Here is a 22,116-nt window from a genome sequence, read left to right as displayed (position 1 = left end):
TATCCTTTTGGCAGGGAATCAGGAAAGAGATAAGCCGTGAGACAGAAAAAGAAACAAAACCGGAACATAGAGACAGTGCAACAAGAGAGAGAGGTTCTTTTTATTACTTCAGCAAGCTCTCTTTTCCACTGACAACCAGAGGAAATTCAAACACTTCGGAGATCAGATTCCGGCACAATAGGAGTTATTAGGAAAAACATATAGAGATATTTGGAAAACATATAAGCATTTTCGGAAAATGTAACCGTCTTTTGGAAGAAATGCTTCCTTCTTTTTCGGAAAACCAACCGTCTTTTACCCCCAAACCCCGGCTCTAATCTTTCAAAACCCCGGCTTTCCGTCATCAAAAGCACCGTTCTTCTGCCGCATCCCCTCCAGTTTGCAGTTCCGGAAGGAAAGGGCTGTTAGCGAAAACAGTATTATCATTACTTTTTGCACACAAAACAGGCTGAGATATATCAAAATCACAATTTCATTTAATCAGCGCAGACAATGGTTCTCTTCTCCGTCATTTCCATCTGTCATTGCCGGGAAGCTCCAAAATGTTATTACATTATCTTCACTCTTTCCGCAATAATAAAAGAGATACAAGAAATACGAAGAATAAAAAAAACAGCTAAAACCATTTGCTTTCTTCAAAAAGAATCTGTATATTTGAGTAATAAGAAACTCAGATATGGCAAACCCAAAACTACCGGGAATACCCGAAGCTGAACAAGCTCTGTTGTATGCCAAACTGAATGAATACAACCGGGGCCGCATGTCCTACAAAGAGGCAGGAGCCTACTTTGTGGTTCTGCCGAGACCGGGACATCCCACCTATTCGGTTTGGGTTTACTCTCCCTCACTTGAAAAGAACAGACTTCTGTTTATCCACGAGCTTTCTGCCGACATCAACGAATCATTACGGATGGCAAGTACGCTGTTTTTCTTCTCCAGACGCTGTCTGCTGATTGTGGAATACAATGAAAAGAGAATGCAAAACAATGGAGACGACATTATATCGTTCGGCAAATATCACGGACATTATTTACACGAAATCCTGAAAATCGATCCGGCTTACCTGAGTTGGATAGCCTACAAATACACTCCTAAAATCCCGAAACAGGAGCGTTTTGTTGCAATCGCACAAGTATACCACTCGGTGCATCTGGACATCATGCAACGAAAAGCACGCCAAAAGTGCGAAACCAGCCGCTTCCTGGGTAACGAAGGGGAAAAGTTAGAGAGTCTGAATCTCAAAGTAGTGAAAGTACGGCTTGAAGACGATCCATATAAAACAAGAGTCGTGGAAAGCGCCGTTCAGTTCTTTGTACGGCAGATAGTGACACTGACCGACCCATCGGGAAATCTGGTGATCATGAAAATTTCCTCAAAGATGCCCAGTCCTGTATCTTGTCAGCTCCCGGCCCTGGAACATGAATTCCGTCCGGGTGAAATAGTCCACATCGCCTCGGCAAGGGTAGCGCGCACTTACGAAAGTTATGGCTCAAAGTATACACGTTTGAGCCATGTGAAGTTTCGTCAGGTAAGTTAACGCTTTGTCCAGTCGTCTTTTACATAACTGGACGGATAGGAAGTAGAGTCTACTATCCCGCCTTTCTGGCGAATCCAGGTATCAAACGTACGGCTACCTTCGTTCAACACAATAATGCGCGCGCCATTAGGCAAATGATTGTACTCTGTATTACCACCGGTAAAACGACCGTAAGCCAAAAGGATGTTCTTCCACATCACAGCATAATCGTTATCGTGATCGTGTCCTACGAAAACACCCATCACATCACCCGCCTCTTTCATGGCAGCAAACATACCGGTATTCAATTTCGGTGCGCAGGCTTTCTCCATACGGGTACCACGAAGAATGGCATTTTCATTGGCAGCAGCTTCATTATACTCCGGAAGGGGAATATGGAAAAAGGCCAGTGCCGGATAAGGTTTGCCACCGTTCTGCGCTGTATAAGCGGCGCTTTGATCACGATACCACGAGATCTGACCGAAAGTCAGGCATGCATATCCGTCTACATCCTTGAGTGAAGAGTAAGAATGTGAGTCCATACAATAGAGCAATGCGGCATCCTTTACGGCATCGGCAGAGGACTTCACTGTCAGTACATAGTCGGGCGAAGGAGAAGCGCCACGATCGGGCAACAAATTGCCGGGTACACCACGAATCAGGTCATAGAGTTCGGCACGGGTCTTTCCCTGTTCATTATCATGGTTGCCAAAAGTAACAACGAACGGAAGCTTACGGCGTTCCACTTGTTCAAGTACCTGAAGCATACCTTTATCGGCAGGAGAAGAATAAACAACATCACCGGTGAAAATTACGAGATCGGGATGTTCGGCATCCAACACTTCCCCTATACGCTCAAGGGCTATATCTGAGGCCGGGTTGCCATACTTAAAATGTACATCGGTAAACTGGACGATTTTAAATTTACCGTCTTTATTGAATCGTAAGACGGAACTCTGGGCAACACCATCATTTATTGCCATGAAAGAAAACAAAACGGCCAATAAGGTCCCAAGAATCTTTTTCATACTATATACGTTTAGGAGTTGAATTTAATCACACGCGATTGATCAGCACGGTTGCATAAGCGGAAATACCTTCTTCCCGCCCGGTAAAACCGAGCTTCTCGGTAGTAGTGGCTTTAATCGAGATATCATCCGCATCAATGCCCATCACTTCGGCAAGCACCTGCTGCATAGAAGGGATATGGGCTTTTAGTTTAGGACGCTCCGCACAGATCGTTGCGTCGATATTACCTATTCGGTACCCCTTGGTGGCGATCAGTTCCACCGTTTTTTTCAATAAAATCTTGCTGTCTATATTCTTATACTCACCGGCATTGTCGGGGAAGTGATAACCGATATCGCGCATATTGGCAGCACCCAGCAAGGCATCGCAAATAGCATGTACCAGTACATCGGCATCCGAGTGTCCTAACAACCCTTTTTCATGTTCCAAAAGAATGCCCCCCAACCAAAGTTCACGCCCTTCTACCAGTTGGTGGACATCGAAACCAAAACCTACTTTTATTTTCATAAGAGTTATTTTTATAGATGAATAAAGGAATTCCCGGATTTACCGGATATAGAAATCGAGCAACTTCTCTGCTTCAAGATACCCCTCCAAGTGCTGGCCGATACTGACCGGACCCACTCCCACAGGAGTCCCGGTAAAGAGCAAATCGCCGATTTTCAGGGTCACAAAACGACTGACATAAGCAATAATATCATCTATCTTAAACAGCATATCAGCCGTATCTCCTTGCTGCACGGTGTTTCCGTCTATATCCAGATGAAAACGGAGATTCTGCACATCGGCAAAGCGTTCTACCGGTACAAATGTACCAATCGCAGCGGAACTATCAAAACCTTTGCACAACTCCCAAGGATTGCCGGCTGCACGGAACTGACGCTGCAAATCCCTCGCAGTGAAGTCGATACCGACCGTTAGTGCATCGTAGTAACGATGAGCGAAGCGCGGAGCAACATTCTTCCCCAAGCGGTTGATACGTACCACCAGCTCGGTTTCATAATGCACTTCATTTGAGAAATCGGGAATAAAGAAAGGCTTTCCGTCTTTGAGGATAGCCGAATCGGGTTTCATGAAGATTACCGGCTCTTTATTCTCCAACGTATGTCCCAGCTCTTCGTTGTGCCGGGCATAATTCATTCCAACAGCTATAATCTTCATGATCTATTCTGTTTCATTAAAGTTCAAACGGTTAAACATGACAGCAAGGTGGGCATAAAGTGACGTATTCTGCACCACAATATCTTCCGGGACGCGAATACGGAAGGGAGTAAAATTCCAGACGGCTTTAATACCACCGGCTACCATCGTATCCGTAATGCATTGGGCAATCTCGATGGGCACAGTCAGCACACCGATGTGTACACCATACTCTTTCATCTTCTCCTGAAAATCATCGGAATGGAAAATCGGAATACCATTAAGCGTAGTACCTACCAATGTCGGGTTCACATCAAAAGCTGCCACAATCTCCAGACCGAAATGGCTAAGACCGGAGTCACGTAGCAACGCTCCTCCCAGACTACCCACACCGAAAAGAAAAGCCTTGTGCATATTCGTAAAGCCAAGAAAATCTTCCAGAACAGCAATCAGCGCATCTACCTCATAACCCACACGAGTACGGCCGGAAATATTAACATACGACAAATCTTTCGCAATCTGTGAAGCATCGATGTTTATTTCTTTAGATATCTGAGTGGAAGAGACATAGCGTTCGCCTTTCTGCTTCAGCAACTTTACATTCGAAAGATACCAAGGCAACCTACGTAAAGTAGGCTCCGGAACCTTTGTACTGTCTTTATGCTGTATCTGATTATTCATAGTCACTTCATTCTGCTTTTACATTAGCGATTGACAAAATTACACTATTTTTTCCGAAATGCCATAAGGATGTCATAGAAGCTTAACATAATTTCTACATACAAAAACGCCCGGGGACACTTAAGAGTTTGCAAGGTTCGGAACAATATATTATTTTTGAGCTTAATTAATAGACTGGAAAAATGAAGAACAGCGATTGGAAAGACCGGCTGAACGTGGTTTACTCCACTAACCCGGATTATAATTACGAAATGGATGATGACGAAGAGCAAGTAACCCTGGAACCGCCACAACAGAACTTACGGGTACAGTTGGACCGGAAGAACCGGGGCGGTAAAGTCGTAACCCTGATTACCGGCTTTGTCGGCACCGAGAACGACCTGAAAGATTTAGGAAAACTCCTCAAGACGAAATGCGGAGTAGGCGGATCGGCCAAAGATGGAGAGATGATCATACAGGGAGACTTCAAACAAAAAATAGTAGAACTGCTGAAGAAAGAAGGGTATACGAAAACAAAAGCAGTAGGAGGATAAATCCATTCACTTTATGCACAAAAGCACTGTCCCGGATTCTGTATAAACAGAGAACCGCAACATTATGGACAGCCACAAAAAACGGCCGCTACAGAGTTTCTGTGCGGCCGTTTCTATATACTTGATTCCTTAAGATTATTCAGCTCTCAAAGTGAAACGTTTGAAGTCAACGACCTTCAATTCAGGATCAGCTTCTTTCAACACTTCTCTCACTGTCTTCTTGGCATCCATGATGTCTTCCTGATTCAGCAAGCAAACTTCCTTTAAGAACTTGCCCAAACGTCCTTTAGCAATATTCTGAATCATTTGTTCAGGCATATTTGCAGCCTTTTCAGCAGAAACAGTAGCAATGATTTCTTTTGCCTTCGCAACATCTTCGGCTGTAATCCAGCCTTTAGCCATATTGCTTTCCATGTGGTCTTCGCTGTCCACATGAGCCGGATTGATATTGGCTTTCTTCAGAGCAGCTTCTACAGCCTTCTGTACCTGTTCAACTTTTGTCTTCTCAATGGCAACTTCGATTTCCTTCTGCTTCACTTCTTCAGAAACACCATCCTCGTCAACTGCAATCGGATTCATAGCAGCAACCTGCATAGCCACTTGCTTAGCCAGCTGTTCGTCAACATTCTTATTGAAAGCAACCATAGTGCAAAGGCCGTTTCTGTTCATATGGTTGTAAGCAGAAATTGTAGCACCTTCCAGAACCATGTAGCCATCCAATTCCATCTTTTCACCGGTAATACCGCTTCTGTCTGTTACAGCCTGAGCAACAGTAGCGTCACCCATCGGAAGAGCCAAAACTTCTTCCAGAGTTTTGCACTTGTTAGCTACAGCAGCGTCCAGAATATCCTGAGTGAGTTTCACGAAATCAGCATTCTGAGCAACGAAGTCGGTTTCGCACTTCAAAGCGATGATAGCACCAAAGCCATTTTCAACTTTTACCAGAACACAACCTTCAGAAGCTTCACGGTCAGAACGTTTTGCAGCAACTGCCTGTCCTTTTTCGCGAATAATCTTCATTGCTTTGTCGAAATCGCCTTCAGCTTCAGTCAATGCGTTCTTGCAGTCCATCATACCAGCACCGGTCATTTTACGGAGCTTGGTTATATCAGCCATTGTTACAGCCATAATATCTTTTATATTTTAAAATGAATAATCGTTTGAATAAACAAAATGTGCCAATCTGCCAATCAAAATGCCAACACCCTTACAGGCGCACCGGCACATTAGCAAATTGGCACATTATTATATTAAGCCTCTTCGTCTTCCTTCAGGAAAGCAGCAGCTTTAGCTGCATTGATTGCTTCTTCGTCAGATTTATCGAGTCTTGCCTTAGCTGATTTCTTCTTGCCTTTGTTAGCAGGAGCTTCACCGGCAGCTTCCATATCGATCTTCTCAGCTTTTCTTTCTTCCAGACCTTCGATCATTGCAGCGCAGCAAGCATCGAGAATAACTTCTACTGATTTAGTAGCGTCATCATTTGCCGGAATAACGAAGTCGATATTTGTAGGATCTGAGTTAGTATCAACGATACCAAATACAGGGATACCCAAACGGTTAGCTTCGCGAACAGCGATATTTTCTTTCATTACGTCGATAACGAACAGTGCAGACGGCAGACGAGTCAGGTCAGCGATAGAGCCCAAAGTCTTGTCCAATTTAGCACGCTGACGAGAAATCTGAAGAACTTCTCTCTTAGACAAGTTTGAGTAAGTACCATCAGCTGTCAGCTTGTCGATTGTAGTCATCTTCTTCACTGCCTTACGGATAGTAGGGAAGTTAGTCAACATACCACCCGGCCAACGTTCGATAACATAAGGCATGTTTACAGATGCAGCTTTTTCAGCAACCACCTGTTTAGCTTGTTTTTTAGTAGCAACAAAAAGGACTTTCTTGCCTGATTTTGCAATCTGTTTCAAAGCTTCTGCAGCTTCGTCAACTTTTGCAACAGTTTTGTGGAGGTCAATGATATGAATACCATTGCGTTCCATGAAAATATAAGGAGCCATTGCAGGGTTCCACTTTCTTTTAAGGTGTCCGAAGTGGCAACCGGCTTCCAGTAATGTATCAAAATTTGTTCTTGACATCTTGTTTTTTCTTTAAATCGTTTACTTTCTTTTTTGTTTTTTCTAAACCAACCGCCGGGTAGCCTGTTTAAGAGTCCCGGTAGTTTAGATACTAAACATATTCCGCCAGGCAGCCCATTAACGCTTGCTGAACTGGAATCTTCTACGAGCTTTCGGCTGACCCGGTTTCTTACGTTCAACAGAACGCGGATCACGTGTCATGAAGCCTTCAGAACGAAGAGCCGGCTTATCTTCAGCGTTGATCTTAACCAGTGCACGGGCAATAGCTAAACGCAAAGCCTGAGACTGACCTGTAAAACCACCACCACACAAATTTACTTTGATGTCATACTTCTCAGCAACACCAAGTTTGTTCAATGGTTGTTTAACAACATACTGAAGAATAGTTGATGGAAAGTACTCTGCAAGGTCTCTCTTGTTAATAGTAATCTTTCCTGTACCTTCGCTTACGAATACGCGTGCAATCGCACGTTTACGTCTGCCTAATGCATTTACTACTTCCATTATATCTTATTTAAGTGAGTTTATATCAATTGCTTTCGGGTTCTGGGCATCGTGTTTGTGTTCGCTACCTGCGTAAACATACATATTGCTCAGCAACTTAGCTCCCAGTCTGTTCTTCGGAAGCATGCCCTTCACTACTTTTCTCAGTAATCTGTCTTCACCGTTAGGTTTGGCAATCAAACGAGCAGGAGTCATTTCTCTCTGACCACCCGGGTAGCCAGTATAAGACAAATAAACTCTGTCATTCCATTTATTACCACTTAATTTAACTTTGTCTGCATTGATGACAATAACGTTATCACCGCAGTCTACATGAGGAGTAAAGTTTGGTTTATACTTTCCTCTCAACAGTTTCGCAACTTTTGCTCCCAGACGACCTAATGTTTGGTCTGTAGCATCAACGATAACCCATTCTTTGGTTACAGTTGCCTTGTTTGCAGAAATGGTCTTGTAACTTAAAGTATCCACTCTTAATTTGTTTTTTAAATGTTACTACTAAAAATTTTCTTCACCACTTATCAACCTTCCCCGGACAAAGGAAGATTAACTTGCTATGAATTAATCTCTTATCCTTTTGAGATAATAATCGGCTTGCAAAAGTACGGCTTTTCTTTGAAATGGCAAACTATTTCTGCCTTTTTTTGGATTTATCCGATTGATAACGAGCACCAAGCTATCGACTATGAACAGCAGCCGGCAGACAAAAAAAGAGACTGCAAGTAACAATTCACCACTCAATCAACGCCACAAGGCATAATCGGCAGCTTGCTACCTGCAGTCCGTAAATCCGTTGTTATAATCAGAATTATCTTACAATATCATCCGGGAATTTATCAGGCATCTCAATGCGTTTCCAGGTTTCATTATACCAGCAGTTCAATTCATTACCATTCAGGTCCTTCTCTATAAAATATTTAAGATGCAAGATCTTATCATCGATAAGTTCAAAAGTAAGAACGTTATCCTGATTATCGAGCATCGGCAAATGAATATTCTTTTCAATACTTTCAGCATAAGTATGATCCGACAACTGTTCATAGCTGCCATAGCCGGTTATAATAGCATCCGATCCCGGACGAATCGTAAAGTTCACAATTCTTCCATCATCACTCAGCACTTTGAAAGTGTTACTCGGTTTAAGCACTCCCGGAGCATCCGGACTCTCTGAAACATAATGGCACAATTGCCAGATTCCTTTCAGATTAGCAGGCTTAAAGTTACCCTTTTGTGCCATCACATTCGTTACCGCAAACAGCATTGCCGCCAGCATGGTAAAAAAATAAAGTTTTTTCATATCTGTACGATTTTAGTTAACACTTTAATTCGTCTGTCTGTCACAAATATAAAGATTTCTTTTATAAAATAAGCAATCTTAAGACATAAAAAAGAGGTTGTGTCAAAACGTTGGCACAACCTTTTTTCTGCACAAAGCCCAGACTTTCTCAAGCCCGGGCTTTGTTATTACCCAAAGTTTTTGTAACTTTAGGCATAAAGTTTTCGTTATGGCAAAGTTACATTTTCGTCCTTACATTCCCAACCAAACCGTTCTTTTTCCACAAAGAATTGATGAAAACATAGCTGCGAACGCCCCGGTGCGCATTGTCAATGCTATTGTAGATAATCTCAATCTTGATAATTTCAAGAAGCTTTATAAGGCAACCGGTCGTTGTCCTTATCATCCTAAAATGATGCTTAAGGTGATTATCTACGCCTATATGAACAATATCTATTCGTGCCGTAAAATAGAGAGTCTTCTTTTGCGTGATATTCATTATATCTGGCTTTCCGGCAACGAGCATCCGGATTTTATTACCATCAACCGTTTCCGTAATCGTGTAAAAGAGGAAATAAATACCGTATTCACGCAATTGGTTCTTGTCCTTGCCGATAAAGGTTTCATCAGTCTTAACGTGGAGTATATCGATGGCACCAAGATTGAGTCCAAAGCCAACAAATATACTTTTGTCTGGCGCAAGACTGTCGAAAGGAACCGTCCAAAGCTGATGGATAAGATTCGCATCCTTCTGGAGCAGGTGAATGAGGCCATTGCACAGGAGAACTCCGTACAAGACACGCCCGTTCAATTCACTCCCTCCATGCTCTCAGACATAGTGGATGAACTTAAAGAAGCCCTGGAACACCACCCGATAACAAAGGATAAGGAACAAAAGAAAGCCCTGCGCGAAAAGAAGAAACAGATCAGGGAACTCGAGGGGTACCGTGATAAGCTGCTAGAATACGATAATCACCTTGATACCCTGGGGGAACGTAATTCCTATTCTAAAACCGATCCTGATGCCACATTCATGCGCATGAAAGAAGACGCCATGAGGAACGGGCAGACCAAGCCCGGATATAATCTGCAAACAGGTACCCAGAACCAATTCATCATAGACTTCCGGCTGTTTCCCAACCCTACCGATACACTGACCCTCATACCTTTTTTCCACTCCTTCCGGCACCGCTATAACCGCTTACCCAGTATCGGTGTGGCAGACTCCGGTTACGGCTCGGAAGAAAATTACCGGTTCATGCAGGAGAATGGGATAGAAGCCTTTGTCAAGTACAACTACTTTCATAAAGAACAGCGTCCCCATTATACTCCCAATCCATTCCAGGCGGAAAGTCTCCATTACAATGCGGAAGAGGATTATTACGTTTGCCCTATGGGACAGCACATGAACCGTATAGGAACCAAATGTGACAAAACAGCGGGCGGATACATCACCGAAAGTGCCCGGTATAAAGCAAAAAGATGCGAAGGTTGCCCTTTGCGTGGCAGTTGTTTTAAAGCCCGGGGGAACCGTATTATAGAAGTCAACCACCGGTTAAATCAATACAAACGGCAGGCGCGGGAAAGGCTGCTCTCAGAAGAAGGTATCAAGCATAGAGGCAGGAGGTGTGTAGAACCGGAGGCTGTGTTTGGACAAATGAAATACAACATGGCATACCGACGCTTCCGGCATGTTGGAGAAGACAAGGTTACAATGGACTTTGCTTTCTTTGCTATAGCCTTTAATATCAAAAAAATGTGTGCTAAACTGCTAAAAGCAGGGAAGGGGCTCATTACAGTTGTCAAATATATGTTTATCGGACTATTTATAACCCGGTATAATTGGAATATAGCAACTTGTTGCCAAATGGATGAAAAAAAGCAGCATAGGCAAAAGAAAATATAGCAGAACTGTAAACTATAAAAAAAGGTTGTGCCAACGTTTTGACACAACCCCTTCTTATCATTTGTATAAATATTCAGGTATGATTCATCAAAAATCGGCATTACGCGGAGTGCGCGGGAATGGAATTACATCACGGATATTAGACATCCCGGTTACAAAGAGCAATAAGCGCTCAAATCCCAGTCCGAATCCGGAGTGCGGACAAGTACCGAACTTACGGGTATCCAGATACCACCACATATCCTTCATCGGAATATGCATCTCTTCGATACGTGTCATCAACTTATTGTAATCCGACTCACGTTCCGAACCACCGATAATCTCTCCTATCTTCGGGAAAAGCACATCCATGGCGCGTACAGTTTTGCCGTCTTCATTCTGTTTCATATAGAATGCCTTTATTTCCTTTGGATAATCGGTCAAGATCACCGGACGTTTAAAGTGGTCTTCCACCAGATAACGTTCATGTTCAGAAGCCAAGTCAACTCCCCAATAAACCGGGAACTCGAACTTATGTCCTTTGGCAACAGCTTCTTCCAGGATCTTGATACCTTCCGTATATGGCAAACGCACAAAGTCTTCTTTCAGTACACCTTCCAGACGTTCTATCAGCCCCTTGTCGAACATGTCGTTCAGGAACTTCACATCGTCGGCACAGTTATCCAAAGCCCACTTCACACAATATTTAATGAACTCTTCAGCCAAATCCATATTCTCCTGAATTTCGTTGAAAGCCACTTCCGGTTCGATCATCCAGAACTCAGCCAAATGGCGCGGAGTGTTAGAATTTTCTGCACGGAAAGTAGGACCGAACGTATAGATAGCTCCGAGAGCAGTGGCAGCCAATTCGCCTTCAAGCTGACCGGAAACAGTCAAGCTGGCCTGTTTGCCAAAGAAGTCGTCATCGTATATGATAGAGCCATTTTCATCTTTTTTCAGGTCATACAAGTTCATGGTAGTCACTTGGAACATCTGTCCTGCACCTTCACAGTCAGATCCCGTAATGATGGGGGTATGAAAATAGAAGAATCCCTTTTCATGAAAGAATTTATGGATGGCAATAGCCATATTATGACGAATACGGAATACTGCTCCAAAAGTATTCGTACGTGGACGCAAATGAGCAATCTCACGCAAGAACTCCATTGAGTGGCCTTTCTTCTGTAGCGGATATGTATTGTCACAAGCACCCAGCACTTCAATCTCACGAGCTTGCACTTCAGCCTTCTGACCGGAACCTACCGACTCCGTCAATACACCGTTCACGCTCAGACAAGCGCCGGTAGTGATTTGCTTCAGCATCTCTTCATTAAAGTTTGCCAGATCGACTACGACCTGCACATTATTTATTGTAGAACCGTCATTCAGTGCGATAAAGTTAACTTGTTTGCTACCTCTGCGGGTGCGAACCCATCCTTTCACATTGACCATAGCGCCAAAATCTTCACGCTTTATCAGGTCGACAATTTTTGTTCTACTAATCTTTTCCATAAAACTATTTTATATACATTATTATATATAGTAGTCAGAAGCCAGTAGCTGGAGAACAACAAACACCAGGCTATCGGCTTCCGACTACCATCTTTTAAATTCCTTTATTATTCAAAAGATCCCATCCGGAGGAAGTTTACTTCCTGTTCCGTAAGGTAACGCCATTCACCGCGACGCAATCCTTTCTTAGTCAGTCCGGCAAAGAATACACGATCGAGTTTCACCACCTTGTAGCCTAATGATTCAAATATACGGCGTACAATACGGTTCTTTCCCGAGTGGATCTCGATACCCACCTGATCGCGTTTCACTTCATCGGAATAGCTGATAGCATCTGCATGAATCTCGCCGTCTTCCAACTGGATACCGGCTGCAATCTGATCCATATCCGCCTTTGTCAGGTTCTTGTCCAGATATACATGATAAATCTTCTTCTTCAGGTATTTCGGATGTGTCAACTTCGATGCCAAATCACCGTCATTGGTCAGCAGCAATACACCTGTTGTGTTACGGTCCAAACGTCCTACCGGATAAATACGTTCAGCACAAGCTCCTTTCACCAGATCCATAACGGTCAGACGAGCCTGAGGATCATCCGAAGTAGTCACACAATCTTTCGGTTTGTTCAGCAACACATACACTTTGCGTTCAATGCTGACTGTTTCGTCATGGAACTTCACCACATCGGCACGCTTGATCTTTGTACCCAATTCTGTAACAACCTCACCATTAACAGAAACCACACCTGCTGTGATAAACTCATCTGCTTCACGACGAGAACAAACTCCCGCATTGGCCAGAAACTTATTCAGACGGATCGGCTCATTCGGATCAACAAATTGCTCTTTGTATTCAATCTGTTTCTTCTTACTGTATTTAGCATTCGGATCGTAATCTCCTGTACGACGTATCGGACGTGAGAACCCTTGCGATCTGTTATCGTTATTGAATCTCGGACGATAAGGACGGTCGCCACCTTCACGATTGTATGAAGGACGTTGCGGACGGTCTCCATAAGAACGCTGAGGACGGTCACCACCTTCGCTGTTAAAACGCGGACGATAGGGACGGTCGCCACCTTCACGATTGTATGAAGGACGTTGAGGGCGGTCACCATAAGAACGCTGAGGACGGTCACCACCTTCGCTGTTAAAACGCGGACGGTAGGGACGGTCGCCACCTTCACGATTGTATGAAGGACGTTGCGGACGGTCGCCATAAGAACGCTGAGGACGGTCACCACCTTCGCTGTTAAAGCGCGGACGGTAGGGACGGTCACCACCTTCACGGTTGTATGAAGGACGTTGAGGGCGGTCGCCATAAGAACGCTGAGGACGATCTTCACTATTACTATTAAATCTCGGACGATAAGGACGGTCGCCACCTTCACGATTGTATGAAGGACGATTGTATCCACCTTCTCTGTTATAACTTCTGTTACCATCACGGCCGGCGTCTGTATTCTCGCTCTTGGAGTCTTCGCGCCATTCTTCGTTTTCTGTGCTCATTTTCTTATTCGAATAAAAATTAAACTTTTGGCCTCACGGCCTGATTTCAAACACTTATATTATATATAACAATAATCACCCTTAAATTCCCGTATACGAATGGGGAGTAATTACTCTTAATTCTTTTTTTATTTCTTCACTGACATCCAGTCCTTCGATAAACTCCTTGATCGAAGCTTCTGTGATAGCCTGATTGGTACGAGTCAATGCCTTCAGGGCTTCGTACGGATGCGGATAAGCCTCACGACGAAGAATAGTCTGAATAGCCTCAGCCACTACACTCCAACAGTTATCGAGGTCACGGCAGATTGCAGTCTCGTTCAGCAACAGCTTGCGCAATCCCTTCAACGAACTCTGGATAGCGATCACAATATGTCCGAACGGAGTGCCTACATTACGCAACACGGTAGAATCCGTCAAGTCACGCTGCAAACGTGATACGGGAAGTTTCACTGCGAGGTGTTCCAGAATAGCATTAGCCATACCCAAGTTACCCTCCGCATTTTCAAAGTCAATCGGATTCACTTTATGCGGCATTGCGCTCGATCCTACCTCTCCGGCTTTGATTTTCTGCTTGAAATATTCCATTGAGATATATTGCCAGAAGTCACGGTTCATATCAATCATCACCGTATTAATACGTTTCATGGCATCGAAGATAGCCGACAGGTTATCATAATTTGAAATCTGTGTTGTATATTCTTCGCGTTCCAATCCCAGTTTCTCTGCAACAAAGCGATTTCCGAATGCTTTCCAATCATATTCGGGATAAGCTACATGGTGTGCATTATAATTTCCGGTTGCACCACCGAACTTAGCTGTTACAGGACATGCTTTCAGAGTTGCCAACTGGCGTTCCAGCCGGTAAACAAAGACCATGACTTCTTTACCCAAGCGTGTCGGAGATGCCGGCTGACCGTGAGTTTTGGCAAGCATCGGAATAGTTTCCCATTCGGCAGCATATGTCTTCAACTGAGCAATCAGTTCCTCAAGCAGCGGATAATAGACCTGCTCCAACGCCTCTTTGATAGAGAGAGGAATTGAAGTGTTGTTAATATCCTGCGAGGTCAGTCCGAAATGGATAAATTCCTTGTATTCGTCCAACCCGCCTAACTTATCAAACTCTTCTTTCAGGAAATACTCTACGGCCTTCACATCATGATTGGTCACGCTTTCAATATCTTTAATGCGCTGTGCATCGGCTTCCGTAAAATTACGATAGATATTACGTAATGACTCGAACACACTCTTATCAATTCCTTTCAGTTGCGGCAACGGAAGTTCACACAAAGTAATAAAATACTCTACTTCTACCTGCACGCGGTATTTAATCAACGCATATTCGGAAAAATATGCCGCTAAAGCTTCAGCCTTGCCTCTATATCGGCCGTCAATCGGAGATATGGCCGTAAGTAAATCAAGTTTCATATTGTCGTTTAGATAATTATCAGGTTGCAAAATTAACTCTTTTTCCTGAGTTATAAGGCATAAGGAGTGAGAAAGTTTGTATAAAAGAGACTAAAATAACGGTAAGTGATCTATGACAAACGGTGAACAGCCCGCATTATAATATTGCCGCAAGCAGTTCACCGTTCCTCATTTATCGCAGATCACTTATTATTTCGTGTCGATCACAGTCCGTCAATCATTCATCATCAATTATTCAGTTTCATCAGCACCGGTGTCTTCACCGTCTTCACCTCGGCCTGAGGAACTTCATTCAATTGTTCAAAAATAACAATCTTATTTGTTCCTTTCTTCAACCATACTCCCGGGATATAAAGGGTTTGCTGCGGTCCCACCTTCCAATAGCGCCCGATGTTGACACCATTTACAAAGATGATACCTTTTCCCCAATTTTCCATATCGATAAATGTATCTCCGACGTTATCCAACGTAAAGGTCCCTTCATAAAGCACCGGACAACCTTTCAGTTTTGCGGCCTCAGCAGGCACATTCGCATGTGCATCAGCTTTCAGTTTTGCCAGGTCGGGCATTTCGCTCATCGGCAACTGATACATATCCCACTCACCTGTAATTTCCTTACCCGCTATCTTGACCGGACTAATGATACCCTTGGTATTATGCACAATTTCACTACCATAATTAATACGTCCCATATTTTCAACCAGTATCTGCAAAGTAGCGTTAAACGGCACCTCAATCTCCATTGAATAAGTCTTGGTATTCCGGTTCAACACACCTACCTGCTCTCCATCCACATACACAACCGCATAGTCACGCAGTCCCGGTATCTCAAGCGTTCCACTGATAGGTTGATTAAAATGACGGGTATATAACACATATCCATACCCTTGATTCAACTGCTCAAAAGTCAAAGGAGTATCGGCCGACACCGGCTTTTGTTTTTCGGCGAATGCCAATACATCAGCAACTTTGGTCAATTTGATAGAGGGGATCTCAATAACCGGATTTGGAGCCGGAGCCTCGGGGACCGTGTATTTAACATATTTTCTGATCACGTTACGGATTGAATCATACTTCGGAGTCACCCAACCAGCTTCGCTGATAGGAGCATCATAATCATAACTGGTCAGATCCGGCTGAATATCACGTTTCTTATCATAATTGGCACCACTTGTAAAACCGAAATTAGTTCCCCCATGCACCATATAGAAGTTGAAAGATACGTCATTCTGCAGATATTTCTCGGTCTGACGAGCAATTCCGGAAGCACCCACCTGTGGAAACGGTTCTGCCCAATGCGACAACCAACCCGGATAGAACTCAGCAACCATATACGGTCCCTTACCATCATGGTATTGATTAACCACCTTTTTCAGGTTCTCAATATCACTTTCGCCATTCGCTGTAGGCAAAGCACCCGGTGTAGCTCCGCCTTCGAAAAGCCAGCTGCCATCAGAGGTAAACAAGGGTACATTAAATCCTGCGTCAGCCAATTGCTGTTTAATTTTGGCATTATAAGCACGATGCTCTTCCAAAGGTATATCTTTTCGTTGGGCAACGTACGAACCAAACTCGTTCTCACACTGCACCATCACGATCGGACCACCTTTTGTGCACTGTAAATCGCCCACTTCCTTATAAAGCCGGTCAATATATGCCTTTGTATATTTCAGAAACTCCGGATTATCTCTCCTGATTTCCATTCCTTTCACATTCTGCAACCACCAGGGATAGCCGCCAAACTCCCACTCGGCACAAACATAAGGGCCGGGGCGTAAAATAACCATCATTCCCTCTTCACCGGCTGTTTTTATAAACTCGGCCAAATTTTTGTCACCGGTAAAATCCCACTTCCCCGGCTCCGGTTCATGAAGATTCCAGAAAACATAAGTAGCAACCGTATTCAACCCCATACCTTTCATCATCTGTAAACGATGACGCCAATATTGATGAGGAATCCGGGCATAGTGCATTTCACCGGAAAGAACAGGTGTCACTTTTCCGTTACGATAGAAATGCCCGTCTTTAATTTCAAATGTCGACTTTGACTGCGAGAATACGCATAATGGCATGATAGCCAATAGTAAAAGTAAATAAATTGATTTTGTTCGCATGGTAACATTAATAGGTTTATTGATAAAGCAAAGTAAAGAAATAAATCACTTTTCTACCAACTTTCCCGTCGTTTTCTTATAAAAAATAACTTGAATTAATACACTGTATACCAGACCAGCCATAAAAAAAGAAAGTCCTCACAGAAATATTCTGCAAGGACTTCATATTGTGGGCGTTGACGGATTCGAACCGCCGACCCTCTGCTTGTAAGGCAGATGCTCTGAACCAGCTGAGCTAAACGCCCGATGTCTCTTTCTCAAAGAATATATAGCAAAATTGAATCTCTTTTCAATGTGGGCGTTGACGGATTCGAACCGCCGACCCTCTGCTTGTAAGGCAGATGCTCTGAACCAGCTGAGCTAAACGCCCATATATTCTTCTTCGAAAGTGTTCGGCTGTGGGCGTTGACGGATTCGAACCGCCGACCCTCTGCTTGTAAGGCAGATGCTCTGAACCAGCTGAGCTAAACGCCCGTACACTTTCCTTTTAAAAGCGATGCAAAGGTATCGCTTTTCTCGAAATCTACAAATTATTTACGATCTTTTTTTTCAAAAAGTTTCCAACAGCACCAGTAAGACCCTGTTTTTCAAACAATAGAAGCTATTTTGTTTTACTTCGTTTGTTTTCTCAGCAACTTAGGTTATCCGTCCGATGCCTACCGCCGAATAACACGTGCGGGATTGCCTACCGCCACACAATCATCCGGTATATCTTTTGTAACCACGCTACCGGCTCCAATCACACAACGGTCACCTATCGTCACCCCAGGGCAAATGACTGCTCCGCCCCCAATCCAGCAATCTTCACCAATAGTAACCGGATAAGCATATTCCTTGGGATTACGGCGCTCCAGATAGTCCATCGGATGATGTGGAGTATAGATTTGCACACACGGACCTATCAGTGTATGACTTCCGATAGTGATGAATGCTCCGTCAAGGAAGGTACAATTGGCATTAACAAATACATGTTCGCCCAGACGGATGCCGTCACCATGGTCACAATGAAAAGGCGGGCAAATAACAGAGGTAGCCGGAAGGTCGGGCACCAGCTCCTCAAGTAACTCCCTGTAAGTATCGTCATACGTACTCAGTCCCCGCATCCGTGCCAATAACTTTTTGGCATGCTCAAACCGTACCTGCAACTCGGGTGCTGACATATCAGCCAGTTCGCCACTACGCATTTTTTCTATTTCAGTCATTTGGATTATTCTGTTTTTCCGTTCGTAAATACATATTTCTTTTCATCCGAAAGCTGTTCGTTGAACTCAAATCCTTCCCAGGCAAATGTTTTCAACTGGTCAACGGATTCTATCCGGTTTTTCAGGATGTAACGGGTCATCTCTCCCCTCGACATTTTAGTGTAGACCACTACTGTAACCAGTTTCCCGTTTTTCCAGACGTGAAACTCAGGAGTCACCACACGGACCTCTCTCTCCACCCGTTTCCAATCAAAAAGTCCCCGCATCTCGTCACTCGCCAGATTACAAAGTATCCCACCGGCTTTTTTAATATCTTCTATAAACAAGTCGGTAAGAACCGGCTTCCAATACTCAAACATGGTTCGGGTACCGGGTTCGGGCAATCGGACATCTCCTTCGAGCCTGTAAGGTCGAATCACGTCGAGAGGACGCAGCAGCCCATAGCAAAACGAAGTCAACCTCAAATGGTCCTGAGCATATCGGAAATCTTCATCCGAAAAATCTTTGGGAGAAAGTCTTTTAAAAACAATCCCGGTATAAGCCAACAGCGCAGGCAGCTCCCGAGTCGCTTCGGAGTGAAAATCCTGGTAGCGCTTATAATTCTCAACAGCAATCTTAGGATTTACCCGCAACAGGCGCTCCAACTCTCCGACAGAGAATTGAGACATTTGCAAAGCTACCTCCGCTGCCTCCTTCCGGAAGCGGGGAAATGTGGTGAGAGGCGTTTTCACTTTCGAAACGTCACTCATGGTTTTGGCGCAAGATAAAAGTATCAGCATAGGCTTCTTTCCTTATTTCAATGTTTCAAAGGAACAAAATTAATAGAAAAACGGGAGTATACACTTTTTTTCTTACTTTTGTACTGTCACTAAAACCTGAAAAACTAACATTTTACCTAAAATGAAGATTAAACGACTCTACTTACTGGGAGCCTGGCTCCTTTTGGGCGTCAGTGCTTCGGCCCAGAACACAAGTATTCAACCACAACCACAACAGATTCTTTCGGAAACGCAGGCTCTGAGTCTGCCGGATACCTATCTGATTGTCGGAGAAACAGAAGCAAATCCGCATGCCGTCAGTGCACTGAAAGCCTTACTTGCCGGAAAAAAGACAGATAAGGACGGAATTCGCATCTATATCGGTGAAAAAGGGGACAAAGCTATCCGTAAATTCGCCCGGCAAATTCCCAATCAGAAAGAAGGGTATTATTTGGCTGTCAACGACAAAGAAATCGTATTGGCCGGACAAGACGAACGGGGAACCTTCTATGCTTTGCAAACCCTCTCACAACTGCTGAACAATAACCAATTGCCTGTAGTTGAAATCAAGGACTATCCTTCCATCCGCTTCCGCGGTGTAGTCGAAGGATTCTATGGAACTCCATGGAGCCACGAAGCCCGTCTCCGTCAGTTGAAATTCTACGGAGAAAATAAGATGAATACCTATATCTATGGTCCTAAAGACGACCCGTATCACAGTTCCCCCAACTGGCGTTTGCCTTATCCAGAAAAAGAGGCGCTTCAGTTACAGGAGTTGGTAAAAGTGGCCAATGAAAACGAAGTGGACTTTGTATGGGCCATTCACCCAGGACAAGATATCAAATGGAATCAGGAAGACCGTGATCTGCTGCTGGCTAAATTCGAGAAGATGTATGATCTGGGAGTACGTTCGTTCGCAGTATTCTTCGATGATATTTCGGGGGAAGGAACCAACCCGAACAAACAGGCTGAACTACTGAACTACATTGACGAGAAATTTGTAAAGGCCAAACCGGACGTTACCCCGCTGGTCATGTGCCCTACCGAATATAACAAAAGCTGGTCGAACCCGAAAGGTAATTACCTGACTACTTTGGGTGAGAAACTGAACCCTTCTATCCAGATTATGTGGACGGGCGACCGTGTGATTTCCGATATAACCAAAGATGGTATTGCCTGGATCAACAAGCGCATCAAGCGCCCGGCGTATATCTGGTGGAATTTTCCGGTATCCGATTACGTACGCGACCATTTGCTGCTCGGACCGGTTTACGGCAACGACACCCAGATTGCCGATCAGATGTCAGGCTTCGTCACCAACCCGATGGAACATGCCGAAGCATCTAAAATAGCAATTTACAGTGTAGCCAGTTATGCATGGAATCCGGAAAAATATGACAGCGAACAGACATGGAAAGATGCCATACGCACCATTTTGCCGAGTGCTGCGGAGGAACTGGAATTCTTCGCAGCACACAACTCTGACCTGGGTCCGAACGGACATAAATACCGCCGGGACGAATCGGTTGAATTACAGCCTGTAGCTAAGCATTTTCTCGACAGCTATCTGAAAAACGGCTCGTATACCGAAGCAGATCTCAACTCTTTGAAAGCAACCTTCGGCAAGATGACAGAGTCCGGTGATATTCTGATGACCAACACCGAAAACCAACCTTTGATTGCAGAAATGATGCCTTGGCTCCGTCAATTCAAATTATTGGGTGAAACCGGACAAGAAGTATTGTCTATGGTCAAAGCTTATAAAGAAGGCGACAACTCACTTTTTATCCGGAAGTACCGCCATGTGAAAGCACTGCAACAACAGATGTTCCAGGTGGACCAGATTTATAACCAAAACCCTTACCAGCCGGGTGTAAAAACAGCAACTAAAGTGATCAAGCCACTGATCGACCAAACGTTCACTACGGTGACCGAACGCTATAACAAGCAAAACGGTACACAGCTGGATGCCGCAACGGACTACATGCCTCACAAACTGACGAGTGACGTAGAGCAACTACGCAATCAGCCGTTACAGATCAAAACAAACCGTATATTGGTATCGCCTGCCAACGAAGTAATCAAATGGGGAGCGGGAGGTACGTTGACCATCGAACTGGATCAAGCTTATCCGGGACAGAGCCTGGATATAGATTTCGGCAAACCGGATGTAGCCGCCTGGGGACGACTTGAAGTTTCAGCCGATGGCAAAGAATGGCAAAAAACTGACTTCAAACAGGAAAAGAACCGGATCACGCTTAACCTGAAACAAGCTCCGGTGAAAGCTGTCCGTTTCAGCAATACCGGCAATACGGAACAAGAAGTTTATCTTCGCCGTTTTATCATTACTCTGGACAAATAAAAACTTATTCAATCTGTGTAAAAAGCCCCTTCCGGTATTTTCGCTAAAATACGGAAGGGGCGCACACAAACAAAACAAACAATAATTCATCAACAGCCTTCACAGGCTATACCGATGAATATCACTAAAGATAGCATACAAAGAGTATGCTCGTGAAAAAGCTGCCTTTTCAAGGCTACAGAGGATAAGATTAATCATTCAGCATGTTCATTTACCTTCGTACAAGAGCTTTCTCTTTCCTGTAATACACGAAATTTCATTTGCTGCTGTTCCCGCCAGTAGTAAAAACCTCCACACGAAATTTTGCATAAAACAACATATTCAGTTTTACGCTTCCGCATCAGACGCAATAGAGGTGTACATAAAAACTTATCCGGTTCGGAAACACGCACCCTGATTGTTTTTCGTCCGGAAGTAGTTCCGTCCGGACAGGGCAACCAGTCTATATCAAGTATGCCCAGAAGAGAATAACAATAAAAGGCAGAATGTTCATAGGCATACCATGCTCCTTCTTCCTGATACAGGAAAATACAATCAACATTCTGTGCTTCTATTTGCAATATCTCTTCCAGGGTCATACTACC

Annotated in this window: 20 protein-coding genes and 3 tRNA genes; 4 read left to right on the top strand and 19 right to left on the bottom strand. The window is 44.0% G+C overall.

The annotated features are described in order from the left end of the window. Positions 1-676 precede the first annotated feature (676 nt). On the top strand, positions 677-1,537 hold the full coding sequence (locus FDF36_RS18875; protein WP_220392371.1) for an exodeoxyribonuclease X C-terminal domain-containing protein: 861 nt from the start codon (positions 677-679) through the stop codon (positions 1,535-1,537). Here FDF36_RS18875 and FDF36_RS18870 read toward each other — a convergent pair. The 4 genes from FDF36_RS18870 to FDF36_RS18855 form a co-directional block, all read right to left on the bottom strand. Further along, complete coding sequence (locus FDF36_RS18870; RefSeq protein ID WP_220392401.1) at positions 1,534-2,499, bottom strand: metallophosphoesterase family protein; 966 nt, start codon at positions 2,497-2,499, stop codon at positions 1,534-1,536. The genes FDF36_RS18875 and FDF36_RS18870 overlap by 4 nt on opposite strands. Positions 2,500-2,572: 73 nt before the next feature. Further along, positions 2,573-3,052: a 2-C-methyl-D-erythritol 2,4-cyclodiphosphate synthase gene (gene ispF, locus FDF36_RS18865; protein ID WP_022011325.1), complete on the bottom strand. Its 480-nt coding sequence runs from the start codon at positions 3,050-3,052 to the stop codon at positions 2,573-2,575. 39 nt (positions 3,053-3,091) lie between these two features. After that, a complete protein-coding gene (locus FDF36_RS18860) occupies positions 3,092-3,706 on the bottom strand; it encodes a fumarylacetoacetate hydrolase family protein (RefSeq protein WP_220392370.1) in 615 nt (204 codons plus the stop codon). A gap of 3 nt (positions 3,707-3,709) precedes the next feature. Then, positions 3,710-4,372, bottom strand: coding sequence for a redox-sensing transcriptional repressor Rex (locus tag FDF36_RS18855; RefSeq protein WP_005782443.1), 663 nt, complete (start codon positions 4,370-4,372; stop codon positions 3,710-3,712). 176 nt (positions 4,373-4,548) lie between these two features. Between FDF36_RS18855 and FDF36_RS18850 the strand changes: the two genes are divergently transcribed. After that, a complete protein-coding gene (locus FDF36_RS18850) occupies positions 4,549-4,899 on the top strand; it encodes a translation initiation factor (RefSeq protein ID WP_005782442.1) in 351 nt (116 codons plus the stop codon). A gap of 135 nt (positions 4,900-5,034) precedes the next feature. Here FDF36_RS18850 and tsf read toward each other — a convergent pair whose 3' ends face one another. The 5 genes from tsf to FDF36_RS18825 form a co-directional block, all read right to left on the bottom strand. Continuing rightward, positions 5,035-6,027 carry a translation elongation factor Ts gene (tsf, locus tag FDF36_RS18845; protein WP_005811164.1) on the bottom strand — a complete coding sequence of 331 codons (993 nt, stop codon included), beginning with the start codon at positions 6,025-6,027 and terminating at the stop codon, positions 5,035-5,037. Between the two features lie 122 nt (positions 6,028-6,149). Further along, positions 6,150-6,986, bottom strand: a complete 837-nt coding sequence (gene rpsB, locus FDF36_RS18840; RefSeq protein WP_005782438.1) for a 30S ribosomal protein S2 — start codon at positions 6,984-6,986, stop codon at positions 6,150-6,152. Between the two features lie 117 nt (positions 6,987-7,103). After that, positions 7,104-7,490: a 30S ribosomal protein S9 gene (rpsI, locus tag FDF36_RS18835; RefSeq protein ID WP_005791749.1), complete on the bottom strand. Its 387-nt coding sequence runs from the start codon at positions 7,488-7,490 to the stop codon at positions 7,104-7,106. Between the two features lie 6 nt (positions 7,491-7,496). Further along, entirely contained in the window at positions 7,497-7,958 is a 462-nt protein-coding gene (rplM, locus tag FDF36_RS18830) for a 50S ribosomal protein L13 (protein WP_005811166.1), read from the bottom strand. 337 nt (positions 7,959-8,295) lie between these two features. Beyond that, on the bottom strand, positions 8,296-8,784 hold the full coding sequence (locus FDF36_RS18825) for a DUF4488 domain-containing protein (RefSeq protein ID WP_022011590.1): 489 nt from the start codon (positions 8,782-8,784) through the stop codon (positions 8,296-8,298). Between the two features lie 208 nt (positions 8,785-8,992). Here FDF36_RS18825 and FDF36_RS18820 point away from each other — a divergent pair, with 208 nt between their 5' ends. Then, a complete protein-coding gene (locus tag FDF36_RS18820; RefSeq protein ID WP_220392235.1) occupies positions 8,993-10,669 on the top strand; it encodes an IS1182 family transposase in 1,677 nt (558 codons plus the stop codon). 87 nt (positions 10,670-10,756) lie between these two features. Here FDF36_RS18820 and asnS read toward each other — a convergent pair whose 3' ends face one another. The 9 genes from asnS to yaaA form a co-directional block, all read right to left on the bottom strand. After that, positions 10,757-12,160, bottom strand: a complete 1,404-nt coding sequence (gene asnS / locus FDF36_RS18815; RefSeq protein ID WP_005782430.1) for an asparagine--tRNA ligase — start codon at positions 12,158-12,160, stop codon at positions 10,757-10,759. Between the two features lie 107 nt (positions 12,161-12,267). Then, positions 12,268-13,668: a pseudouridine synthase gene (locus FDF36_RS18810; protein WP_193683509.1), complete on the bottom strand. Its 1,401-nt coding sequence runs from the start codon at positions 13,666-13,668 to the stop codon at positions 12,268-12,270. Between the two features lie 81 nt (positions 13,669-13,749). Then, positions 13,750-15,096, bottom strand: a complete 1,347-nt coding sequence (gene purB / locus FDF36_RS18805) for an adenylosuccinate lyase (protein ID WP_220392369.1) — start codon at positions 15,094-15,096, stop codon at positions 13,750-13,752. 227 nt (positions 15,097-15,323) lie between these two features. Further along, positions 15,324-17,210, bottom strand: a complete 1,887-nt coding sequence (locus FDF36_RS18800) for a glycoside hydrolase family 35 protein (RefSeq protein WP_220392368.1) — start codon at positions 17,208-17,210, stop codon at positions 15,324-15,326. Positions 17,211-17,380: 170 nt separating this feature from the next. Then, positions 17,381-17,455: transfer RNA gene (locus tag FDF36_RS18795), tRNA-Val, on the bottom strand. Positions 17,456-17,505: 50 nt separating this feature from the next. Further along, a tRNA-Val gene (locus tag FDF36_RS18790) sits at positions 17,506-17,580 on the bottom strand. Between the two features lie 29 nt (positions 17,581-17,609). After that, a tRNA-Val gene (locus tag FDF36_RS18785) sits at positions 17,610-17,684 on the bottom strand. A 182-nt stretch (positions 17,685-17,866) separates the two neighbouring features. Continuing rightward, positions 17,867-18,412, bottom strand: a complete 546-nt coding sequence (locus FDF36_RS18780; protein WP_220392367.1) for a sugar O-acetyltransferase — start codon at positions 18,410-18,412, stop codon at positions 17,867-17,869. A 5-nt stretch (positions 18,413-18,417) separates the two neighbouring features. Continuing rightward, on the bottom strand, positions 18,418-19,191 hold the full coding sequence (gene yaaA / locus FDF36_RS18775) for a peroxide stress protein YaaA (protein ID WP_220392366.1): 774 nt from the start codon (positions 19,189-19,191) through the stop codon (positions 18,418-18,420). 121 nt (positions 19,192-19,312) lie between these two features. Between yaaA and FDF36_RS18770 the strand changes: the two genes are divergently transcribed. Continuing rightward, positions 19,313-21,532 carry a beta-N-acetylglucosaminidase gene (locus tag FDF36_RS18770; RefSeq protein WP_220392365.1) on the top strand — a complete coding sequence of 740 codons (2,220 nt, stop codon included), beginning with the start codon at positions 19,313-19,315 and terminating at the stop codon, positions 21,530-21,532. Between the two features lie 194 nt (positions 21,533-21,726). Here FDF36_RS18770 and FDF36_RS18765 read toward each other — a convergent pair whose 3' ends face one another. Next, positions 21,727-22,110, bottom strand: coding sequence for a hypothetical protein (locus FDF36_RS18765; RefSeq protein ID WP_005782415.1), 384 nt, complete (start codon positions 22,108-22,110; stop codon positions 21,727-21,729). Between the last annotated feature and the right edge of the window lie 6 nt (positions 22,111-22,116).

Origin of the sequence: Bacteroides fragilis (assembly GCF_019583405.1) — a bacterium.
GTDB classification, from domain to species: Bacteria; Bacteroidota; Bacteroidia; order Bacteroidales; family Bacteroidaceae; genus Bacteroides; species Bacteroides fragilis_B.
Note: the sequence above shows the minus strand (reverse complement) of the source record. Positions and strands in the feature narration are given on the sequence as shown.

What these genes read in the sequence shown, in the direction of transcription:
- FDF36_RS18875 (WP_220392371.1), top strand. Translation starts at nt 677, where the DNA reads ATGGCAAACCCAAAACTACCGGGAATACCCGAAGCTGAACAAGCTCTG.
- FDF36_RS18870 (WP_220392401.1), bottom strand. Translation starts at nt 2,499, where the DNA reads ATGGCAATAAATGATGGTGTTGCCCAGAGTTCCGTCTTACGATTCAAT.
- ispF (WP_022011325.1), bottom strand. Translation starts at nt 3,052, where the DNA reads ATGAAAATAAAAGTAGGTTTTGGTTTCGATGTCCACCAACTGGTAGAA.
- FDF36_RS18860 (WP_220392370.1), bottom strand. Translation starts at nt 3,706, where the DNA reads ATGAAGATTATAGCTGTTGGAATGAATTATGCCCGGCACAACGAAGAG.
- FDF36_RS18850 (WP_005782442.1), top strand. Translation starts at nt 4,549, where the DNA reads ATGAAGAACAGCGATTGGAAAGACCGGCTGAACGTGGTTTACTCCACT.
- tsf (WP_005811164.1), bottom strand. Translation starts at nt 6,027, where the DNA reads ATGGCTGTAACAATGGCTGATATAACCAAGCTCCGTAAAATGACCGGT.
- rpsB (WP_005782438.1), bottom strand. Translation starts at nt 6,986, where the DNA reads ATGTCAAGAACAAATTTTGATACATTACTGGAAGCCGGTTGCCACTTC.
- rpsI (WP_005791749.1), bottom strand. Translation starts at nt 7,490, where the DNA reads ATGGAAGTAGTAAATGCATTAGGCAGACGTAAACGTGCGATTGCACGC.
- FDF36_RS18825 (WP_022011590.1), bottom strand. Translation starts at nt 8,784, where the DNA reads ATGAAAAAACTTTATTTTTTTACCATGCTGGCGGCAATGCTGTTTGCG.
- FDF36_RS18820 (WP_220392235.1), top strand. Translation starts at nt 8,993, where the DNA reads ATGGCAAAGTTACATTTTCGTCCTTACATTCCCAACCAAACCGTTCTT.
- asnS (WP_005782430.1), bottom strand. Translation starts at nt 12,160, where the DNA reads ATGGAAAAGATTAGTAGAACAAAAATTGTCGACCTGATAAAGCGTGAA.
- FDF36_RS18810 (WP_193683509.1), bottom strand. Translation starts at nt 13,668, where the DNA reads ATGAGCACAGAAAACGAAGAATGGCGCGAAGACTCCAAGAGCGAGAAT.
- purB (WP_220392369.1), bottom strand. Translation starts at nt 15,096, where the DNA reads ATGAAACTTGATTTACTTACGGCCATATCTCCGATTGACGGCCGATAT.
- FDF36_RS18800 (WP_220392368.1), bottom strand. Translation starts at nt 17,210, where the DNA reads ATGCGAACAAAATCAATTTATTTACTTTTACTATTGGCTATCATGCCA.
- FDF36_RS18780 (WP_220392367.1), bottom strand. Translation starts at nt 18,412, where the DNA reads ATGACTGAAATAGAAAAAATGCGTAGTGGCGAACTGGCTGATATGTCA.
- yaaA (WP_220392366.1), bottom strand. Translation starts at nt 19,191, where the DNA reads ATGCTGATACTTTTATCTTGCGCCAAAACCATGAGTGACGTTTCGAAA.
- FDF36_RS18770 (WP_220392365.1), top strand. Translation starts at nt 19,313, where the DNA reads ATGAAGATTAAACGACTCTACTTACTGGGAGCCTGGCTCCTTTTGGGC.
- FDF36_RS18765 (WP_005782415.1), bottom strand. Translation starts at nt 22,110, where the DNA reads ATGACCCTGGAAGAGATATTGCAAATAGAAGCACAGAATGTTGATTGT.